The 19,222-nt window shown below is 73.5% G+C and carries 23 protein-coding genes; 8 read left to right on the top strand and 15 right to left on the bottom strand.

What is annotated here, in order from left to right; all coding sequences use genetic code 11:
* Window positions 1-83: 83 nt before the first annotated feature.
* The 10 genes from VK501_RS26130 to VK501_RS26175 all read right to left on the bottom strand — a co-directional run bounded on the left by VK501_RS26130 (window position 84) and on the right by VK501_RS26175 (window position 9,031).
* Complete coding sequence (locus VK501_RS26130) at window positions 84-281, bottom strand: hypothetical protein (protein ID WP_324342807.1); 198 nt, start codon at window positions 279-281, stop codon at window positions 84-86.
* A 61-nt stretch (window positions 282-342) separates the two neighbouring features.
* Window positions 343-978 (bottom strand): hypothetical protein, encoded by a 636-nt coding sequence (locus VK501_RS26135; protein ID WP_324342809.1) that lies wholly within the window; start codon window positions 976-978, stop codon window positions 343-345.
* Window positions 978-1,202: a hypothetical protein gene (locus tag VK501_RS26140; RefSeq protein WP_324342811.1), complete on the bottom strand. Its 225-nt coding sequence runs from the start codon at window positions 1,200-1,202 to the stop codon at window positions 978-980. Before VK501_RS26140 ends, VK501_RS26135 begins: the two co-directional genes overlap by 1 nt.
* A gap of 79 nt (window positions 1,203-1,281) precedes the next feature.
* The gene (gene gatB / locus VK501_RS26145) at window positions 1,282-2,739 is read right to left on the bottom strand and encodes an Asp-tRNA(Asn)/Glu-tRNA(Gln) amidotransferase subunit GatB (protein ID WP_324342813.1); all 1,458 of its coding nucleotides are present in this window, start codon (window positions 2,737-2,739) and stop codon (window positions 1,282-1,284) included.
* Between the two features lie 4 nt (window positions 2,740-2,743).
* Window positions 2,744-4,165 carry an Asp-tRNA(Asn)/Glu-tRNA(Gln) amidotransferase subunit GatA gene (gene gatA / locus VK501_RS26150; RefSeq protein ID WP_324342815.1) on the bottom strand — a complete coding sequence of 474 codons (1,422 nt, stop codon included), beginning with the start codon at window positions 4,163-4,165 and terminating at the stop codon, window positions 2,744-2,746.
* An 8-nt stretch (window positions 4,166-4,173) separates the two neighbouring features.
* A complete protein-coding gene (gatC, locus tag VK501_RS26155) occupies window positions 4,174-4,458 on the bottom strand; it encodes an Asp-tRNA(Asn)/Glu-tRNA(Gln) amidotransferase subunit GatC (protein WP_324342817.1) in 285 nt (94 codons plus the stop codon).
* 49 nt (window positions 4,459-4,507) lie between these two features.
* Window positions 4,508-5,395: an NAD(P)-dependent oxidoreductase gene (locus VK501_RS26160; protein ID WP_324342819.1), complete on the bottom strand. Its 888-nt coding sequence runs from the start codon at window positions 5,393-5,395 to the stop codon at window positions 4,508-4,510.
* A gap of 6 nt (window positions 5,396-5,401) precedes the next feature.
* Entirely contained in the window at window positions 5,402-5,920 is a 519-nt protein-coding gene (locus VK501_RS26165; RefSeq protein WP_324342821.1) for a hypothetical protein, read from the bottom strand.
* Window positions 5,917-6,789 (bottom strand): bifunctional methylenetetrahydrofolate dehydrogenase/methenyltetrahydrofolate cyclohydrolase FolD, encoded by an 873-nt coding sequence (folD, locus tag VK501_RS26170; protein WP_324342823.1) that lies wholly within the window; start codon window positions 6,787-6,789, stop codon window positions 5,917-5,919. The genes VK501_RS26165 and folD overlap by 4 nt, the downstream gene beginning before the upstream one ends.
* Before the next feature lie 10 nt (window positions 6,790-6,799).
* On the bottom strand, window positions 6,800-9,031 hold the full coding sequence (locus tag VK501_RS26175; RefSeq protein ID WP_324342825.1) for an ATP-dependent helicase: 2,232 nt from the start codon (window positions 9,029-9,031) through the stop codon (window positions 6,800-6,802).
* Window positions 9,032-9,159: 128 nt separating this feature from the next.
* Here VK501_RS26175 and VK501_RS26180 point away from each other — a divergent pair, with 128 nt between their 5' ends.
* Both VK501_RS26180 and VK501_RS26185 read left to right on the top strand, forming a co-directional pair.
* Window positions 9,160-9,759, top strand: a complete 600-nt coding sequence (locus VK501_RS26180; RefSeq protein ID WP_324342828.1) for a CAP domain-containing protein — start codon at window positions 9,160-9,162, stop codon at window positions 9,757-9,759.
* A gap of 29 nt (window positions 9,760-9,788) precedes the next feature.
* Window positions 9,789-10,697 carry a queuosine salvage family protein gene (locus VK501_RS26185; RefSeq protein WP_324342830.1) on the top strand — a complete coding sequence of 303 codons (909 nt, stop codon included), beginning with the start codon at window positions 9,789-9,791 and terminating at the stop codon, window positions 10,695-10,697.
* 97 nt (window positions 10,698-10,794) lie between these two features.
* On the opposite strand, the gene cysE is transcribed toward VK501_RS26185, so the two are convergent.
* A complete protein-coding gene (cysE, locus tag VK501_RS26190) occupies window positions 10,795-11,529 on the bottom strand; it encodes a serine O-acetyltransferase (RefSeq protein WP_324342832.1) in 735 nt (244 codons plus the stop codon).
* 23 nt (window positions 11,530-11,552) lie between these two features.
* On the opposite strand from cysE, the gene VK501_RS26195 reads away from it, so the two are divergent.
* A complete protein-coding gene (locus tag VK501_RS26195; RefSeq protein ID WP_324342834.1) occupies window positions 11,553-12,161 on the top strand; it encodes an RBBP9/YdeN family alpha/beta hydrolase in 609 nt (202 codons plus the stop codon).
* Window positions 12,162-12,176: 15 nt separating this feature from the next.
* On the opposite strand, the gene cysK is transcribed toward VK501_RS26195, so the two are convergent.
* The 3 genes from cysK to VK501_RS26210 all read right to left on the bottom strand — a co-directional run bounded on the left by cysK (window position 12,177) and on the right by VK501_RS26210 (window position 14,137).
* On the bottom strand, window positions 12,177-13,103 hold the full coding sequence (cysK, locus tag VK501_RS26200; RefSeq protein WP_324342836.1) for a cysteine synthase A: 927 nt from the start codon (window positions 13,101-13,103) through the stop codon (window positions 12,177-12,179).
* A gap of 15 nt (window positions 13,104-13,118) precedes the next feature.
* The gene (locus tag VK501_RS26205) at window positions 13,119-13,346 is read right to left on the bottom strand and encodes a hypothetical protein (protein ID WP_324342838.1); all 228 of its coding nucleotides are present in this window, start codon (window positions 13,344-13,346) and stop codon (window positions 13,119-13,121) included.
* Window positions 13,347-13,477: 131 nt separating this feature from the next.
* Window positions 13,478-14,137 carry a DUF1707 SHOCT-like domain-containing protein gene (locus VK501_RS26210; RefSeq protein ID WP_324342840.1) on the bottom strand — a complete coding sequence of 220 codons (660 nt, stop codon included), beginning with the start codon at window positions 14,135-14,137 and terminating at the stop codon, window positions 13,478-13,480.
* Here VK501_RS26210 and VK501_RS26215 point away from each other — a divergent pair.
* From VK501_RS26215 to VK501_RS26230, 4 genes are all read left to right on the top strand, one after another.
* Window positions 14,125-15,417, top strand: a complete 1,293-nt coding sequence (locus tag VK501_RS26215; protein ID WP_324342842.1) for an MFS transporter — start codon at window positions 14,125-14,127, stop codon at window positions 15,415-15,417. The genes VK501_RS26210 and VK501_RS26215 overlap by 13 nt on opposite strands.
* Window positions 15,414-15,602: a DUF5679 domain-containing protein gene (locus VK501_RS26220; RefSeq protein WP_324342844.1), complete on the top strand. Its 189-nt coding sequence runs from the start codon at window positions 15,414-15,416 to the stop codon at window positions 15,600-15,602. Before VK501_RS26215 ends, VK501_RS26220 begins: the two co-directional genes overlap by 4 nt.
* A gap of 19 nt (window positions 15,603-15,621) precedes the next feature.
* Window positions 15,622-15,939: a hypothetical protein gene (locus VK501_RS26225; RefSeq protein WP_324342846.1), complete on the top strand. Its 318-nt coding sequence runs from the start codon at window positions 15,622-15,624 to the stop codon at window positions 15,937-15,939.
* 296 nt (window positions 15,940-16,235) lie between these two features.
* Window positions 16,236-17,768, top strand: a complete 1,533-nt coding sequence (locus VK501_RS26230) for an MFS transporter (protein ID WP_414641206.1) — start codon at window positions 16,236-16,238, stop codon at window positions 17,766-17,768.
* A 247-nt stretch (window positions 17,769-18,015) separates the two neighbouring features.
* Here the strand turns inward: VK501_RS26230 and VK501_RS26235 are convergent, their stop codons facing one another.
* Window positions 18,016-18,189, bottom strand: coding sequence for a hypothetical protein (locus VK501_RS26235; RefSeq protein WP_324342850.1), 174 nt, complete (start codon window positions 18,187-18,189; stop codon window positions 18,016-18,018).
* 399 nt (window positions 18,190-18,588) lie between these two features.
* Between VK501_RS26235 and VK501_RS26240 the strand changes: the two genes are divergently transcribed.
* Window positions 18,589-19,222: MEDS domain-containing protein (locus VK501_RS26240; protein ID WP_324342852.1), on the top strand; the 634-nt coding region annotated here is incomplete at its 3' end.

Genomic DNA, 19,222 nt, shown 5'->3' on the forward strand with positions numbered 1-19,222 from the left:
CACGGCCTCATGCTCCAGGCGTATCGGCGGCCGCGAGCGCCCCCTCGGAGCTCGCGGCCGCCGCACGCCGTCAGACGTCGCTCTCAGTCGTAGCTGCGACGCAGATGCTCGAAACGCTCGGCTCGGGCCGGGTGGGTTCCGATCGGATCGTTCACCCGCAGGCGGGCGAGGCGGTAGCGACGGATGGCCGGCGCGTCCTGGCCCGACCCCAGCCGCGAGCGCTCGCCGACGAGGATGATCCTCGAGAGCGATGAAGCGGTGGCAGTGATCATGGACAGCATGGTGCTCGACGGGCGTGGCGGCGACCAGTGCCATCCGGTCGGAAGTTGGCGACGGCCACCCCTACAGCCGGTCGAGCGCCGCCGCGGCGTCCACCGCGGATCGCAGCGGTCTTGGCAGCCGGCGGCGCACGCGCCAGCGCGCGCCCGAGAACGACAGGTTGGCCACCGTCGCGAACCCCTCCTCGTCGGCGCGCAGCGCCAGCAGGAGGTGCGCGATGCGGTCGGCGCTGGGCAGATCGGGGTCGTTGACGCGGACGCAGAAGGCGTGGACGCGCCGACCGCAGACCAGCAGCGCGCCGGCCTCCCCCACCAGCCAGATCCCGAGCCGTCCGCGCTCGGGCACGAGGCCGGTGCGCGCATGGACCGCGCGCGCGTCGTGCCCGACGAGGTCGCCGAGCAGGCCGAGCGCGGTCCGCTCGGCGGTGGCGCCCACGCGCGGCCGCTGGCGCACGACGTTGGCGCCGCGGGCCGCGTAGAGCTCGGGGATGATCCAGGCGTGAGCGAAGCTCGCCAGGCTGACGGCGACGGCCAGCGGCTGCACGAGGAACAGCACGACGCCCGCGGCGACGAACGGCACGACGTGCGCGACGGTCGTGAGCGTCCACAGGGCGCCGCGGCGGCGCAGGCGCTGCGCGTCGTTGCGCGGGCGCCAATGGACGGCCGCGGTCTCGGGGAGCGCCCCGGCCCCGGCCGCCATCAGCCTCCGGCGATCGGCAGCCGCAGGATCACCAGGTCGGCGTCGACCGGCAGCTCCTTGACCTGCTCGGCGTGGCCCTCGCCGGTGGAGACCATCGCGAAGTAGCCGCGGTCCAGCTCGGCGCGGAAGGCCTCGACGGCCGCCTCGACGGCTTCGGGGTCTGCCGCGCTCCATTCGGCGAGCGTGGTGTGGCCGGTCCGGTCCATGCGCACGAGACGTGACATCGCGTTTGCCTCCTGGGAGTTGCCGTCTGCCGATCGTACTCCCGCCCCTCGGCTCCGGTGCGCCAGGAGCCGGCGCGCCCTACAGACCGAGCTGTCCGCGGACCAGGCGGGTGATCTCGCCGCCGTCGGCGCGGCCCTTGGTCTCGCGCATCACGTGGCCGACGATGACGCCGATCGGCTTCATGTCGCCGCCGCGCAGCTTCTCGGCGACGTCGGGGTTGGCCGCCAGCGCGGCCTCGACGATCGGGGCCAGCTCGTCGCTGCCGCCGACGGCGCCGAGGCCCTCGGCGGCGACGATCGCCCGCGGGTCGCCGCCGTCGGCGACGAGCCGGTCGAGCACCTGACGCGCGCCGCCCTGCGTGACCTGCTTGGCGCCGACCATCCCGACGAGCTCGGCCAGCGCGGCCGGCGCGACCTTGGAGTCGCCGGGATCGGCGTCGGCGCCGAGACGCGAGACCAGCTCGTTGGCCACCCAGTTGGCGAGCGGCTGGGGCTCGGCGGCCGCGCCGTCGGCGCCCAGCGCCGCCTCGAAGAAGTCACCCAGCTCGGTGCGGAACGCGAGCAGATGCGCGCTGTCGGCGCTGAGGCCGAGCTCGCGCTCGAAGCGCTCGGCGCGCGCGAGCGGCAGCTCGGGCAGCGCCGCCCGAGCGCGGTCGAGCATCTCCTGCGTGATCGCGACCGGGGCGAGGTCGGGCTCGGGGAAGTAGCGGTAGTCGTGCGCCTCCTCCTTGGAGCGCAGCGACGTGATCGCCTCGGTCCGCGGATCGAAGTGCAGCGTCTCCTGCTCGATCTGGCCGCCGCCGCGCAGGATCTCCGTCTGCCGGGCGACCTCGGCGCGGATGCCGCGCTCGATGAACCGGAACGAGTTCATGTTCTTGAGCTCGGTCTTGGTCCCCAGCTCGGTCGTGCCCACGGGGCGGATGGAGATGTTGGCGTCGCAGCGCAGCGAGCCCTCCTCCATGTTGACGTCGCTGACGCCGAGCGCGCGCAGCGTCGCGCGCAGCATCCGCAGCCACTCCGCGGCGGCTGTGGCGTCGCGCAGGTCGGGCTCGGTGACGATCTCGGCCAGCGGCGTGCCGCCGCGGTTGAAGTCGACGATCGAGGCATCGGAGGCGTGCAGCCGTCCGGAGGCGCCGGCGTGCACGAGCTTCGCGGCGTCCTCCTCGAGGTGGACGCGGTGGATGCGCACGTCGCCGAGCTGCCCGCCGAGGCACAGCGGCTCGTCGTACTGGCTGATCTGATACCCCTTGGGCAGGTCGGGGTAGAAGTAGTTCTTGCGGTGGAAGATCGACCGCGGGGCCAGCTCGCAGCCCAGCGCCATGCCGATCATCAGCCCGTAGTGGATGGCCTCGGCGTTGGCGACCGGCAGGCTGCCGGGCAGGCCGAGGCAGACCGGGCAGGTGCGCGTGTTGGGCGGCTCGCCGAAGCTCAGGCCACAGCCGCAGAACATCTTGGTGTTGGTCGCCAGCTGGACGTGGATCTCCAGGCCGATGACCGTCTCGTACTCGGTCGCGGTGGTGGTGTCGGTCGCGGTCATCTGATCAACCAGCCCTTCCGGCCGTCGCGTCGAAGCCGATCGCCTGCTCCAGCGCGTGCGCCGCGTCGAGGATGCGGTTCTCGCTGAACGCCGGGCCGGCGAGCTGGAACCCGACGGGCAGATCCTCGCTCAACCCTGCGGGGATCGAGATCGCGGGGATGCCGGCCAGCGAGATCGGCACGGTGAAGTAGTCGTTGAGGTACATCGCGAGCGGGTCCGCGGTCTTGGACCCCAACGCGAACGGGACCGTCGGCGCCGTCGGCGTCACGACGAAGTCGACGTCCTGGAACGCGCCGGCGAAGTCCTGCGCGATCTTCGTGCGGACGCGCTGGGCGCGCCCGTAGTAGGCGTCGTAGTAGCCCGAGGACAGCGCGTAGGTGCCGAGCATGATGCGCCGCTTGACCTCGTCGCCGAAGTTGTCGTGGCGCGTCTTGGTGTACATGGTCAGCAGGTCGTCGGCGTCGGCGCGCTTGCCGTAGCGGACGCCGTCGAAGCGCGCGAGGTTGGACGACGCCTCGGCGGGCGCGATGACGTAGTAGGCGCTGAGCCCGTAGTCGGCGTGCGGCAGGGCGACGCGCTTGATGGTCGCGCCGAGTCCCTCGGCGACCTTCAGCGTCTCCTCGAAACGCGCCAGCACACCGGGCTCGACGCCCTCGCCGGTGAGGTCGTCGGGCACGCCGAGCGTGATGCCGTCCAGCCGCCGGGCGGTGGGCAGGACGATCTCCTCGGGATGATCGAGCGACGTCGAGTCCTGCGGATCGCGGCCGACCATGTGGCGGTACAGCAGCGCGGCGTCGGTGACGTCGCGTGTGAGCGGGCCGGCCTGGTCCAGCGACGACGCGAAGGCGATCATCCCGTAGCGGCTGACCGTGCCGTAGGTCGGCTTGAGGCCGACGATGCCGGTGAGCGCGGCGGGCTGGCGGATCGAGCCGCCGGTGTCGGTGCCCAGCGCCCACGGCGCGCTGCCCGAGGCGACGGCCGCGGCGCTGCCGCCCGACGAGCCGCCGGGGACGCGCGTGCGGTCCCACGGGTTCAGCACCGGCCCGTAGGCGGAGTTCTCGTTGGACGAGCCCATGGCGAACTCGTCCTGGTTGGTCTTGGCCAAGAGCGGCGCGCCGGCCTGCGCGAGGCGGGCCACGACCGAAGCGGTGTACGGCGGGCGGTAGCCCTCGAGGATCCGCGAGCCGGCCTGGCTCGGCACGCCCTCGGTGGCGAAGAGGTCCTTGACGGCGAGCGGGACGCCGGCCAGCGGCGTGGCCGCGACGCCGTCGGCGGCCGGAGCGGCGGCGGCGACCCACGTGTAGGCATTGAGGTCGTCCGCGGCGGCCTTGGCGCGGTAGGCCTCGAAGAGGTCGGTCGGGTCGAGATCGCCCTTGGCGACGGCGTCGGCGGCCTGCTTGGCGGTGAGCGCGGTGATGTCAGACATTTGGAAGGCTATGCCTGAGGGCTCGGGACGAGGAAGCCGTCGTCCTGGGTGGCGGGCGCGTTGGCCAGCGCGACCGCGCGCGGCAGCGACGGGCGCACGACGTCGGGGCGCAGCGCGTTGTCGACCTCGACGACGTGGCTGGTGGGCGCGACGTCGTCCAGATCCAGCTCCCCGATCTTCTCGATGTGTCCGAGGACGCCAGAGAGCTCGGTGGCCATGCGGGCGACCTCGTCCTCGGTGAGCTCGAGGCGGGCCAGCCTGGCGACGTGCAGAACCTGTTCGCGGTCGATCATGCGACCCGCGAGTTTAGGAGAGGCGAGGCGGAGGGCGTGGTGCCGGGCCTCAGGTGATCGGCTGGCCCCGCTCGTCGAGATGGTCGCGCCAGGAGCGCTGGGGGTCGTAGCCGAGCAGGCGGCGCGCCTTGGCGATCGAGATGCCGCCGGCGTCGGGGCGGTCCAGCGGGCGGACCGGCACCGCGTCGCCGTGGTGGCGGCGGACGAGCTCGGGGAGCGGCAGCTTCGAGGCGACGTCCGGCGAGGCGATGTAGAAGACCTCGTGGCCCGGGAGGTCGGAGGCCGCCGCGAGCAGCAGCGCGCCGGCGAGGTCCTCGACGTCGATGTAGGCCCAGAAGCCTGCGCTGGGCTCGTCGGGGTCGCGGATCTGCGGGCCGAGGTTGCGGGCGTAGTTCTCGGCGGTCTGGACCCACGACGGCCGGATGGTGATGGCCTTGATGTCGGACCGCGCGACCGCGGCGTCGCACAGCTGCTCGCCGAACGCCTTGGCCAGCGCGTAGGGGTCCTGCGGGCGGACGGGATGCTCCTCGTCGACCGGCACGTAGTCGGGCAGGAACGGACGCTCGGGGAAGAAGAAGCCCGGGACGGTCTCGCTGGAGACGTTCACGAACCGCGGCACGCCGAGGCGGACCGCGGCCTCCAACAGGTTGAACGTCCCCATCAGGTTGTTGTGGAACACGACGTGCGGCGGGTTGCCGGTCGGCTCCGGGATCGCGGCCACGTGGATGACGGCGTCGAACCGCGTGCGCGCGACGAGCGCGTACGCCGCGCCCGCGTCGGTCAGGTCGGCCTGCTGGTAGCGGGGCGCGCCCGGATCGGGGCGGTCGAAGCTCGGCCGCCCGAGATCGACGCCGGTGACCAGGTGGCCGGCGGCCTGCGCGGCGGCGACGGTGGCGCGGCCGACCTTGCCGTGGACGCCGGTGATGAGGAGCTTCATGGTGGACTAGCTCCCGGGAACCGAGCGGGCGGGCGGCGGCGTGTAGGCCCGGGCCTCGGGGGAGTCCTTGCGCTCGTCCTTGAGGCTGAGGAACGCGCCGACCGGGATGAGCAACATGAAGAACAGGCCGAGGTAGGCCGGAAGCTGGACGCCGATGCCGATCGGACCCTCGTCGCCGGAGAGCACGATCACCCGGAGGACGAGGATCAGGAAGACCGCCGCGCCGATCGCCCACGTCAGCACGGCCGTGCCGACCGGCCACGCCGGCGACGTGCGCTTGGCGGCCATGTAGGGCAGGCTGAGACCGCCGACGATCGCGACACCGAGCAGCACGTCCATGAGCCAGCCGAGCGTGCTCCACCCGCTCAGCGAGCCCGCGTAGACGACGTGGAGGTAGTTCAGGACGCCCGGGGTGTCCGGCGCCGAGCTCTTGACCGAGACGCTGAGCCAGTCGAAGAACAACAGCCCCAGCAACCCCAGGGCGCCGAACGCGGCCACCCACTCCCCCGTGCGGATCCGGCTCATGCGGCGCCGACCTCGCTCTCGGCGGCGGTCAGCTCAGCAGCGGTGAGCGTGTTGCGCAGCAGCATGGCGATCGTCATCGGGCCGACGCCGCCGGGCACCGGGGTGATCGCGCCGGCGACCTCCTTGACCGCCGCGAAGTCGACGTCGCCGTGCAGGCCGTCCTCGGCGCGGTTGATGCCGACGTCGATGACCGTGGCGCCGGGCTTGACCCAGTCGGCCTTGACCATGCGGTCGCGGCCGACGGCGGCGACGAGCACGTCGGCCTCGCGGCAGACCGCCGGCAGGTCGCGCGTGCGGGAGTGCGCGATGGTCACGGTGGCGTTGGCGCCCAGCAGCAGCTGCGCCATCGGCTTGCCGAAGAGGTTGGAGCGCCCGATGACCACGGCGCGCTTGCCCTGCAGGTCGACGCCGGCCTCCTGCAGCAGCACCATGACGCCCGCCGGCGTGCACGGGCGCAGGCCGGGCCGGCCCAGCGCGAGCAGGCCCGCGCTGATCGGCGTGAGGCCGTCGACGTCCTTGCGCGGATCGATCAGGCCGGTGAGATGGACGCCGTCCAGGTGGTCGGGGACGGGCAGTTGGCAGAGGATCCCGCTGACGTTCTCGTCGGCGTTGAGCTGGTCGATGAGCGCCTCGACCTCCTCGCTGGTGGCGTCGGCCGGCGGGCGATGGTCGTAGGCCTCGATGCCGACCTCGCGCGAGGCCTTCTGCTTGCCGCCGACGTAGATCGCGCTGGCCGGATCGTCGCCCACGAGGATGGTGGCCAACCCGGGGCGCCGGCCGGTGCGCTGGGTGAACGCCTCCACGTCGCGGGCCACCTCCGCCCGGACCTTCGCCGCGATCGCCTTGCCGTCGATGATCTCCGCGCTCACGGCCCGCACGCTACCCGCGCTTGGAGATGGGTGCGTACTCGGCCATCAGCTTGCGCTCGCTGCCGTCGCGCGCGAAGCGGATGACCACGACGCCGCCCGGCTCGACGCCGGTCACGACGCCCTCGCCGAACGCCGCGTGCAGCACGTCGTCGCCGAGGCGGAAGGACTTCTCGTCGGTCGCGGCCGCGGCGGCGTCGGCCCGCATCGAGGCCCACGAGGCCATCGCCCGCGGGCGGATGCTGCCGCGGTCGGCGCCCGCGCCGTTGGCGTAGCCGGTCAGCGCGCCCTGCCGGTCGACGAGGTCGGGCGGGATCTCGGCGAGGAACCGGCTCGGCAGCCCGTAGGCGCGCGAGCCGAAGACGTTGCGCTGGCGCGCGTGGGTCATCGTCAGCGACCGCATCGCGCGCGTCATGCCGACGTAGCACAGGCGCCGCTCCTCCTCGAGCGTCCCCTCGTCGATCGAGCGCGAGTGCGGGAACACGCCCTCCTCGCAGCCGATCATGTAGACGATGGGGTACTCGAGGCCCTTGGCGTTGTGCAGGGTCATGAGCGTCACCATCCCCGCGTCGTCCTTGCGGTCGTCGGTGTCTGACTGCAGCGCGGTCTGCTGGAGGAAGACGTCGAGGCGGTCCTGCTCGGGCGGTGCGGCGGCGTCGAACTCGCGCGCGACCGCGACGAGCTCGCCGAGGTTCTCGATCCGGCCCTGCGCCTCGATCGTGCGCTCGGCCTCCAGCGCGTCGAGGTAGCCCGTCTCCGACAGCACGGCCTCGAGCAGGTCGCCCATCGGCACGTCGTCGGCGACGCGCTCGCGCAGGTCGTTCATGGTGGACATGAAGCGCGTCAGCGAGCGGATGGCAGCGGTGGCCAGGCCGGGGACGCCGGCCGGGTCGTCGGCGGCCTCCCACACGGTGATGCCCGTGTTCTCGGCGTGTGCGAGCACGCGCGAGAGCGACGTCTGCCCGATGCCGCGCTTGGGCGAGTTGGCCACGCGCGTGAACGAGATGGCGTCGGCGGGGTTGGCCAGCAGCGTCAGGTAGGAGATCGCGTCCTTGACCTCCGCGCGCTCGTAGAACTTCGTGCCGCCGATGACCTGGTAGGGCACCTCGGCGCGCACGAGCGCGTCCTCCAGCACCCGCGACTGCGCGTTGGTCCGGTAGAAGCACGCGATCTCGGCCAGCGAGACCCCCTCGTCGACCAGCCGCTGCACCTCACCGAGCACGTACCGCGCCTCGGCGTGCTCGTCCTCCAGCTCGCGGACGACGACCGGATCCCCCTCACCCTGGTCGGTCCACAGCGTCTTGTGCATCTGCGCCCGGTTGTGGGCGATCAGCGCGTTCGACGCGCTGAGGATCGTCTGCGTCGAGCGGTAGTTCTGCTCGAGCTTGACGACGGTGGCGTCGGGAAAGTCGTCCTGGAAGTCCAGGATGTTGCGGATGTCAGCGCCTCTGAACGAATAAATACTCTGCGCATCATCGCCGACCACCGCCAGGTTCTTGTGGTCGCCGGCGATCAGCTGGAGCAGCCGGTACTGCGCGTGGTTGGTGTCCTGGTACTCGTCGACGAGCACGTGGCGGAACGTCGCGGCGTAGCGTGCCCGGACTTCCGGGAAGAGCTCCAGGACGTTGACCATGCGGAACAGCAGGTCGTCGAAGTCCATCGCGTTCATGCGCACGAGCTCGCGCTCGTAGAGCTTGTAGGCGTCGGCGACGGTCTGCTCGAAGTGGCCGCCGACCATCCGCGCGTAGTCGTCGGCGCTGCGCAGCTTGTTCTTGGCGTCGGAGATCTGGTGCGCGACCGAGCCGGGCGTGAAGCGCTTGGGGTCGACGTCGAGTTGGTCCAGGCAGCGCTTGACCAGGCGCCGGGAGTCCGACGCGTCGTAGATCGTGAACTGGCGCGTGTAGCCGAGGCGCGGGGCCTCGACGCGCAGCATCCGCGCGCACGCCGAGTGGAACGTCATGACCCACATCGCCCGCGTGGAGTGCCCGAGCAGCATCCCGACGCGGTCGCGCATCTCGGCGGCGGCCTTGTTGGTGAACGTGATCGCCAACAACTCGCCCGCCCGCGCGCGCTGCGTGTGGACCAGATAGGCAATGCGATGCGTGAGCACCCGCGTCTTGCCCGAGCCGGCGCCGGCGAGGATCAGCAGGGGGCCGTCGCCCGCGACGACCGCCGCGCGCTGGGGCTCGTTGAGGCCTTCGAGGAGGTCGGCGACGCGCTGGTCGGCAGGGGCTTCGGACGGCACCCCTCCATGGTAGGCAGGCCCGCGGCGGCCTCGGCGCGTCAACAAGTGCAGAGGTTCGGGGGCGTTGTGCGGGGCAATGTTCGACGCACCGCGCATTGGACCGACGCCATGCGGAAGGACTGCGGCTCGTGGGGTGCTCCTTCGACAGAGCGGCCGGGATCGGCCGCGCCGGCGGGCGTCCGCGACGCGTCCTGGCGTGCGTCCTCCTCCTCGCTGCGGCGGCCGGCGCATCGTCGTCGCCGGCGACGGCCGCCGAGCCCCCGTGCGCGCGCGCGAGCGCCGCGCCCGCGCACCTCTCGACCGGCGCGGCCGGCCACGCGCTGCAGTGCCTGGTCAACCAGCTGCGCCGCACGCACGGGCTCCGGCCGGTCCGCGCCGAGCGCCATCTGCACCGCGCCGCACGGAACCACGCCCGCGACATGGCGGCGCGCGACTTCTTCGCCCATGTCTCGCCGGGCGGCGCCACGATGCAGTCCCGGGTCCGGCACGCCGGGTACCTGCACGGGGCCCGCGAGTGGTGGCTCGGCGAGGCGCTGGTGTGGGGCCGCAACGACACGGGGCGGCCGTCGGCGATCCTGCGGACGCTGCTCTCCAGCCCTCCGCACCGCGCCATCCTGCTCGATCCGGGCTTCCGCGATCTGGGCGTCGGCGTCGCCCGCGGCGCGCCGCGCGGGGCCGGCTCCGGCGCGCTGACGGTCACGCTGGACTTCGGGCGCACGCGACGCTGAGCGCCCCACCCTCGTACGCTGCGGCGGCCATGGGGCTCACCGACGACGTCCGCGCCGCGTGCGCGCAGATCGCCGAGCACGCACGCTCGGTCCGCATCGACGCCGAGCGCCTGGCCGGCTACGGCGCCGGCGCCGACGGCGCGCCGGTCACCGACCCCGGCCTCGACCCGGTGCGCCACTACCTGGAGGGATCGCCGGCCGACGTCGCCCTCTACACGCTGGCGCTCGACACCATCAACTTCGGCTCGGGCTGGTTCCCGACGCTGAGCAAGCGCAGCGACCCGGCGGCGGGGCGCACCGTGTCGGGCTACTTCACGATCGCCTGGAACCTCGCCGACCACTTCCGCATCGAGGGCCCGTGGACCACGCAGCGGCTGCGCACGATGCGCACCGAGGACCTCGCGGCGATCCTCGGCCAGCCGGCCGACCACGAGCTGATGAGCCTCTACAGCCAGGCGCTGCGCGAGCTCGGCCGCTTCCTCGGGACCCGCTCGGTGCCGGAGGTGATCGCCGAGGCGCGCGGCTCGGCCGAGCGGCTGGCGACGATGCTCGCGTCGGGCATGGCGTTCTACGACGACCGCGGCTTCTACAAGCGCGCGCAGATCGCCGGCAACGACCTGGCCCTGGCCGGCGTCGCGCGCTTCCACGACCTCGACCGCCTGACGATCTTCGCCGACAACCTCGTCCCGCACGTGCTGCGCTGCGACGGCGTGCTGGTCTACGAGCCCGCCCTGGCGGCGCGGATCGACGCGGGCGAGCTGCTGCCCGCCGGCGGCGAGGAGCGCGAGATCCGCGCCTGTGCGCTGCACGCCTGCGAGCAGCTCGGCGCACGGCTGGACGTCGCGCCCCGCGTGCTCGACATGTGGTTGTGGAACCGCGGCCAGGCCCCTGCGCTGAAGGCGCGCCCGCGCCATCGCACGCGGACCGTCTACTACTGATGTGCTGATCCACACTAGCCACGAGGCCAGTGCGCGGCGGCCGAGCGCGATCTACCGTGGTGTTCCAGCGGACCGCACGGACCCGCCGGCGGGCGGCTCAGCCGCCGGCGGGATTGCGCCCGCGAACGGGGCGGAGCCGCCGGACCTCAGCAGGCGGCTCCTCCCCTTGCAGCGCGGCGATGCGCCTCTCGAGGTCGCCGAGGCGCCCCGACAGCTCGCGGATCGCGTCGGCGACCGGGTCGGGCAGGTGGATCCAGTCGGCGTCGGGGCCCTCGGGCCGCTTGCCGTCGACGCGCACGACGTGGCCCGGGTTGCCGACCACGGTGCTGTTGGGCGGCACGTCGGTGATGACCACCGAGTTGGCGCCGACCTTCGCGCCGTGGCCGACCTCGATCGGGCCCAGGAGCTTGGCGCCCGAGCCGACCGTGACGTTGTCGCCGACCGTCGGGTGGCGCTTGCCGGTCGCAAAGCCGGTGCCGCCGAGCGTGACGCCCTGGTAGAGCGTGACGTCGTCGCCGATGTCGGCGGTCTCGCCGATCACGACGCCCATGCCGTGGTCGATGAACAGCCCGTCGCCGATGTTGGCGGCCGGGTGGATCTCGACGCCGGTCGCCATGCGCGACAGGTAGGCGATCGCGCGCGGGAGGATCGGCACGCCCGAGTCGTGCAGCGCGTGGGCAACGCGATGCGCCAGCACCGCCTGCACGCCCGGCCAGGCGATCAGGACCTCGACCGACGACACGCCGCGGGCCGCCGGATCGCGCTCGTGCGCGGCGGCGATGTCGAGGCGCAGCTCGCGCGAGACGCGCCGCAGGGTGCCGAGGCCGGGCATCGCCCATTACCGTACTCCACGAGATGTCCCAGCTCCGCGCGCTGATCCTCCACGGCTGGCAAGGCTCCGGCCCCGACCACTGGCAGAGCTGGCTGGCCGGCCGCCTGCGCGACGCCGGCGCGCACGTCCAGTACCCCGACCTGCCCGAATGCGACGTCCCGTGCCCGGACCGCTGGGCCGCGGCGATGCACCGCGAGGTGCGCGCGCTGGCCAAGGGCGAGGGCGAGCGCGTCGTCATCGCGCACTCGCTGGGCTGCGTGCTCTGGCTGCGCGAGGCGGCCAACATCCGGCCCGAGCACCGCGTCGACCGCGTGGTGCTCGTCGCCCCGCCGTGCCCGGGCGCGCAGGTCGCCGAGCTCGCGGAGTTCTACCCGACGGGCGCCGACAAGGCGGCCATCGACGCGGCCGCGGGCCACACCCGCCTGGTCTGCTCCGACGACGACGCGTACTGCCCCAACCGCGGCGCCGCGCAGCACTGGGGCACGCCGTTGGGCCTGGTCGTCGACCTGCTGCCGGGCGCCGGGCACCTGAACGTCGAGGCCGGCTACGGGCCGTGGCCGGCGATGGAGGCCTGGGCGCTCGGCGCGGCCGAGTCCCTGGCGCCGCGCCCGGCGCCGCCCGTCAACGCGTAGGGGTGACCCGGACGCCTACTGCGGCGCGAAGAACGGCGCCGAGATGTAGCGCTCGCCCGAGTCGGGCAGGACCGTGACGATCCGCTTGCCCTGGTTCTCCGGGCGGCGACCGACCTCGAGCGCGCCCCACAGCGCCGCCCCGCCGGAGATGCCCGCCAGGATGCCCTCGCGCGCGGCGGCCAGGTGCGCCGTGGCGATGGCGTCGTCGTCGGTGACCGGGATCACCTCGTCGATGATCTCGCGGTCGAGGACCGCGGGCACGAAGCCGGCGCCGATGCCCTGGATGCGGTGCGGGCCGGGAGCGCGGCCGCTGAGGACCGCCGAGCCGGCGGGCTCGACCGCGACGACCTGCGCCCGCGGGTTGACCGACTTGATGGCCTCGCCGACGCCGGTGATCGTGCCGCCCGTGCCCACGCCCGAGACGAAGATGTCCACCCGGTCGTCCATGGCCTTCAGGATCTCCGGGCCCGTCCCGAGGCGGTGGGCCTCCGGGTTGGCGGGGTTGGAGAACTGGTCGGGCAGGAACGCGTCGTCGCCCGTGGCGGCGCGGCGCGCGGCCTGCACGGCCTCGTCCATCCCGCCGAGCGACTCGACGATCTCGACGCGCGCGCCGTAGAGCTTGAGCAGCGCCTCGCGCTCGCGCGACATCCCCTGCGGCAGGAAGATCACGAGCTCGTAGCCCTTGGCCGCCGAGACGAAGGCGAGCGCGATGCCGGTGTTGCCCGAGGTGGCCTCGACGATCGTGGTGCGGCCCGGCTCGATGCGGCCCTCGGCCTCGGCGGCCTCGATCATCGCGATGCCGATGCGGTCCTTGACCGAGCCACCGGGGTTGTAGGCCTCCAGCTTCCCGTAGAGCTCGACGCCCGCGGGCTCGAGCCGGCCGAGACGCACCATCGGGGTGTTGCCGATGTGATCCGAGATGTTGGTCGGGATTCGGGCCATTGCTGGCCCGCCAGCCTACTGGGCCGGGTTCGGCGTCTGGCCGGGCCGGGCGTCGCCGCCGGAGGCCATCGCCTGCTTCGCCGCCTGCCGGATCGGCTCGGCGGCGCCGGTCGCCCGCCGGGCCTTCGCCGCGCGTGCGCCGATGCGCGGGCCGCGGGCGGCCATGGCGTCGGCGTGCATCTCGCGCATCGTGCGCGCGTAGCGCCGGATCAACTCGAGTTGGGCGGGGCCGGGCTCGGTCATGGGCAAACGGTGGGGCCTCTGCACCCTATCGCGGTCACGTGCCAATTGGAACAAGTTGCTCGGGCCAACTCTGCCACAACGGCGTAGAAAGCCACTCTGAGCAGGGTGTTGCCGATGCGTCCGCGGCGCGGCTACTCGCCGCGTTCGAGGCGCCGCGCCTCGCGACGCTCCTGCTTGGCCGCCCGGCGCTCCTCGCGCGTGAGCCGCCGCCCGCGCTTGACGGCGCTCCCGCCCATCAGCGAGAAGAGCTTGACGTGCAGGACCGGTCCGCCCGGATCGGGGCGCTGCGGACCGAGCTTGATGTCGTTGCCGCCCATCAGCGAGAACTCCGAGACCTCGACGTTGAGGCCCTCGGGCACGTGGATCTCGGCGCCGCCCATGATCGCGATGACGCGCAGCTCGGTGCGCTCGGCGGCCAGCTCCACCTCGTTGAGGTCGAGGTCGCTGCCGCCCATGATGTTGAGGCTCGTGGCACGCGGCGCCAGGCGCCAGTGGCCACGGCGGTCGCTGCCGCTCAAGATGGACACGATCCAACGTGCGCCGCCCTCACCCGCGCGGACCGGGACGCGCGCCGCAGGGGCGCCGACGGGGCGGTCGCCGGCGTGGCCACCGACGACGACGTCGGCGACGAGCGCCTCGAGCTCCGCCCTGGTGCGCGCGGCGAACGCCTGGTTGAGCCGCTCGCCGAGCTCGTCGACGTCCAGCCGTCCTTCGCCGCCGGCGCGGCGCAGCAGCTCCGCGGCGCGCTCGCGATCGGCGTCCGAGGCGCGCAGCTCGGGTGTCTCGGCCATGGCCCCGACCCTACGCCAACGATCCGTGGGCGGCGACCGGGCGCCCCCGTCGGGCAAGATGCCCCGCGATGACCGACCTCCGCGCGCTGCTCGCGCGCCCGCACGCGCTGCGCATGCTGGTGACGGCGCTGATCGCCCGGCTGCCGGAGGCGATGATCCCGCTCGCGCTGCTCCTGCTCGTGCGCGACGAGCACGGCTCCTACGGCGCGGCGGGCGCGATGGCCGCGGCCTTCGCGCTCGGCGCGGCCGTCGGCGGTCCGGTCGCGGGACGGCTCATCGACCGGCTCGGCCAGCCCGCCGTCCTCGTCGCCGCGGCGGCGCTGCGCAGCGCCGCGCTGCTCGGGATCGTCCTCACCGCCGGCTCGTCGCTGCTGGTCGCCGGCGTGCTCGCGGTGGCCTGCGGGGCGCTGACCCCGCCCCTGGAGCCGGCGCTGCGCGCGCTGTGGCCCGACCTCGCCGCCGACGACGAGCACGCCCTGGCCGCCGCCTACGAGCTCGACGCCGGAGCGCAGGAGCTCATCTTCGTCGTCGGCCCGCTGCTCGTGGCCGTCGCCGTCGCGACCTGGAGCCCGGACGCCGCCCTGCACCTGACGTCGGCCATCGGCCTGCTCGGCGCGCTGGCCTTCGCCCTCGCTCCGCCGGCGCGCGCGTGGCACGCCGGGCAGCACGAGCCGGTGAGCTGGACGGCCGCGGTGCGCGCGCCGGAGGTCGGCGTCCTGCTGGCGATCGGCGTGCTGGCGGGCGCGGCCACCGGCATGGTCAACGTCACCACGGCCGCCTTCGCCGAGCACACGCTGGGCGACCGGGCGCTCGCCGGCTGGCTGCTGGCCGCGTGGGCCGTCGGCGCCCTGATCGGCGGGCTGAGCGCCGCCGCGTGGCGCTGGCGTTCGGCGCCCGAGCACCGGCTGACCCGGTTGCTGGTGGTCTTCGGCCTGGCGTTCGTCCCGGCCCTCCTGGCCCGCTCGACCGGCTCGATGGCCGTGGCCCTGGCGCTCTCGGGCGCGCTCCTGGCCCCGACGCTGGCCTGCGTCTTCGTCCTGACCGGCTCGCGTGCCCTGCCCGGGACGATCACCGAGACGTTCGCCTGGCTGACGTCGTCCTTCCTGGTGGGCAGCGCCGCGGGCTCGGCGCTGGGCGGCACGCTGACCGGCGTCGACAGCGCGGCGGCGAGCGTGCGCGGCTACGCGGTCGCGGCGCTGATCGTGTGGCTCGGCGCGCTGGTGTGGCGCCTGCGCCGGGTGCCGACCCGCCCCGCATTGCGCCATGCTGGCGGGACATGAGCGAAGCCGAACCCGCCGCGCAGCGTCCCGGCCCTCAGGGCTGGTGCGTCTGCGGACAGAAGGTCACGATCGCCGAAGCGCGCGAGATCACGCTCCCCAACGGCCGTCCGGGCTGGGAGGGGTACTGCCCGGAGTGCGGCTCGCCGATCTTCGCCATCCGCCGCAGCCCGCCGCCCGGCGGATGATCCGCAGTACCCTGAGGCCATGACGTCCCTTCGCGAAGGCGAACTCGTAACCGTCGCCGGCGAACGCTCGTCGCGCGACGGCATCGTCTTCCACGTGCCGAGCAACAGCAAGGTCATCGTGGCGGTCCCGGATCGCGAGCGCGGAGCGGTCCTGCGCACCGTCCACCCCCGCACGCTCACCGAGCGCACCGGCGAGGGCGACGACGACGCGGCCCTGCGCGCGCTCATCCGCCGCACGCCGGCGATGGGCGGCAGCGGTCCGCGCTCCTCCGGCGTCGCCGGTCGCCCCTCCGCGGGCCATGCGCGGTCGGCCGCGCCCCGCACCAGCGGCAAGTAGCCCAGCCGCGCCCGAAGCGTGTCGGCGGGGATCCGTGTCGACGTATGGGTCTCATAGACCCTTTGCTCGACACGGACGTCAACAGCACCAACAACTCCCGACACCCCGCGGCAGACCGGGCGCCGGCCGACGCCGCGGCACCCCGCCTGATCCACCGTCGCGGGCGATGTCGAGCGGCGGAGATCGGCTCCGACCACCTTCTGACACGGCGGCACCGATGAGTCCCGGCCCGCCGCGTCGTCCTTACCGCCACGACCCTTCCCCGCTCCGACCACGAGGTCCACACCACGATGACCATGCACGACCACCCACCCTTCGACGTCCCCGCCACCACCGATCCGTCCAGCGACCGGACGCGCTGGATCGCCCTGTACGTCCTCTGCGTCGGGGTCCTGATGATCGTCCTCGACGCCACCGTGGTGAACGTGGCCCTGCCCGCGATCCAGAGCGACCTCGGCTTCGCGCAGTCGAGCCTCGCCTGGGTCGTCAACGCCTATCTGATCGCCTTCGGCGGCCTGCTGCTGCTGGCCGGCCGGCTCGGCGACCTGGTCGGGCGCCGCAGCGTGTTCCTCGCCGGCCTGGCGATCTTCACGGTGGCCTCGCTGGCGTGCGGCCTGGCCCAGAGCCAGGAGATGCTCGTCGCCGCCCGCTTCGTCCAGGGCATCGGCGGCGCGCTGACCTCCGCCGTGGTGCTCGGCATGATCGTCACCATGTTCCCCGAGCCCCGGGAGCAGGCCAAGGCGATCGGCGTGTACGCGTTCGTCGCCTCGGCCGGCGGCGCGGTCGGCCTGCTCGTCGGCGGCGTGCTGACGCAGTCGATCAGCTGGCACTGGATCTTCTTCGTGAACCTCCCGATCGGCCTGGCGACCGCCGCGCTCGCGTGGCGCATGCTCGACAAGGACCAGGGCCTCGGCTTCGGCCGCGGCGCCGACATCCCCGGCGCGGTCCTCATCACGGCGTCGCTGATGCTGTTCGTCTACACGATCGTCAAGCCCGCGGCCGAGGACGGCTGGGGCTCGGCGCAGGCCCTCGGCCTGGGCGCCGTCGCGATCGCTCTGCTGGTCGCCTTCCTGGTGCGCCAGAAGACGGCCGCCAACCCGCTGATGCCGCTGCGCATCTTCAAGTCGCGCAACGTCAGCGGGGCGAACCTGATCCAGGCCCTCTCGGTCGTCGGGATGTTCGGCATGTTCTTCATGGGCGCGCTGTACTTCCAGCACGTCCTGCACTACGACGCGCTGGAGACCGGCCTGGCCTTCCTGCCGGTGACGATCCTCATGGGCGGCCTGTCGGTGCGCTACTCCGAGCGGCTGGTCACGCGGTTCGGCGCCCGGCCGACCCTGGTGCCCGGCCTGGGCCTGATCCTGCTCGCGCTGCTGCTCTTCGCCCGCGCGCCCGTGGACGGCACGTACGTCGTCGACGTCCTGCCGGTCATGGTCCTGCTCGGCGTCGGCGCCGGCCTCGCGTTCCCCGCGCTGATGAACCTCGCGATGTCCGGCGCGACCCCCAGCGACGCGGGCCTCGCCTCGGGCCTGGTCAACACGACCGCCCAGGTCGGCGGGGCGCTGGGCCTCGCGGTCCTCGCCACGCTGTCGACGACGCGCACCGAGCACCTGACCGCCGACGGCGAGTCCACCGCGTCGGCGTTGCTGGGCGGCTACCACCTCGCGTTCCTGATCGGCGCCGGCTTCACCGCGGCCGCCATCGTGGTCGCCCTCACGGTGCTCCAGGCGCCGGCCCGGGCCCAGGCCCGTGCGGCGGCCCAAGACCTCGGCGACGGTCCCGAGGACCGGCGGCTGCCGGCCGAGCCCTCCTACTCCGAGGTGGGATAGGCGGGCCGGTCCGGCTGGGGCACGTTGTGGTGGCGTGCCCCAGCCGCCGCCGCGGCTGGGAGACCGTGTCGCTATCGCGACTGGGGACCCACCTCCGGCGGCGACGGCTTGGCGTCGTGGGCCTCGGCCTTCGCTGGCCGCCTACGGCCCCCCTAGCGGGTCCGCGGGCCGTACCCGAACGGGCACAGCGGGTCGTAGTTGTCGTCACCGACGTTGATCGGCTCCTGGTCGATCGTCTTCGGCCACGTCACGGGCAGCTTGCCGGTGAACGGCTGCGGCCGAACAGGATGTTGCTGCCGGCGACGTAGATGTCGCCGCCGCCCTTGTCCTTGTCCTTGCCCCCGCGGCGGCCGTTCAGCGGCAGCGTCTTGTCATCGTTCTTGAGCAGGACCTGCGACTCGGCGACCGCGCGGCGTGCCACGGCGCGGTGCTGCGGCGAGCCGATCTGGCCGATGTCGGTTGCCGGGCGTGGTGATCGCGCACGGTCGGGACGTACTGGCGCACCGACGTGTTCCAGAAGTCCTGGCGGTTGGTGATCGCGATGCCCTGGTCGATCTTGTAGTCCCCCGAGCCGGTGCCGTACTGCGTGTCGCCGTCGCCCGAGCCGCCGCCCGACACCTCCCCTATGTGGTTGTGGACGGGCGCCCGATACCCACGCCCGGCGCGCCCATAACCACGGCAGGAGGTCCGCCAACCACCACCTTTTCGACGCATCGGGTGGCCTGCGGATCGGGCCGCTGCGGTGGTCAGGCTCCGTACCGCCCGTCGGGCCACTTCGCCTTCTCTTTCGTTCGTGTGCGAACTAGCGTCGCGTCGACGCGTGACCGCGACCTCGCTCCCCACACCCAGCGTCGTGCGCTCCGGAGAGTGCGCCTGCTGCCACCTCGCGTCGACGCGTGACCGCGACCGGCTCACGCACGCGTTCGTCGCCGACGGCCTGACCCGGCGCCACAAGGTCATGTGCCTGCGCGGGCACCGGCCCGGCGCGCGCGGCTTGGCCGACGGGCTCGAGGAGCCGTTCGGCGAGGCGCTGCGCGAAGGCCGGCTCGTCGTCGCGCCGGCCGACTCGGTCATGCTCGGCGATGGTGCGCTGGCCTTCGAGCGCGTGTTGTGCTGGGCGCGCGAGCAGCACACGCTCGCGCTGCGCGACGGCTGGGCGGGCATGAGCGCCGCCGCCGAGATGCCGGCGGCCGGCGACCTGCCCGCCGCCGCGCACCGCGGAGGACCGAGCGCCGAGCCGCGCGTCTCGAGCATGCGGCTGCTGTGCCACTCACCGCGGCCCCACCGCGCCAACAGGCCCACCCCACCCCGCGGCACCATCGACGCCCCGGGTGGGCCCGAACACCGCGACCCCACCGCGCCAAACAGGCCCACCCCACCCCGCGGCACCATCGACGCCCCGGGTGGGCCCGAACACCGCGACCCCACCGCGCCAAACAGGCCCACCCCCCCCC

The organism is Baekduia sp., from assembly GCF_035318805.1.
Classification (GTDB): Bacteria; Actinomycetota; Thermoleophilia; order Solirubrobacterales; family Solirubrobacteraceae; genus Baekduia.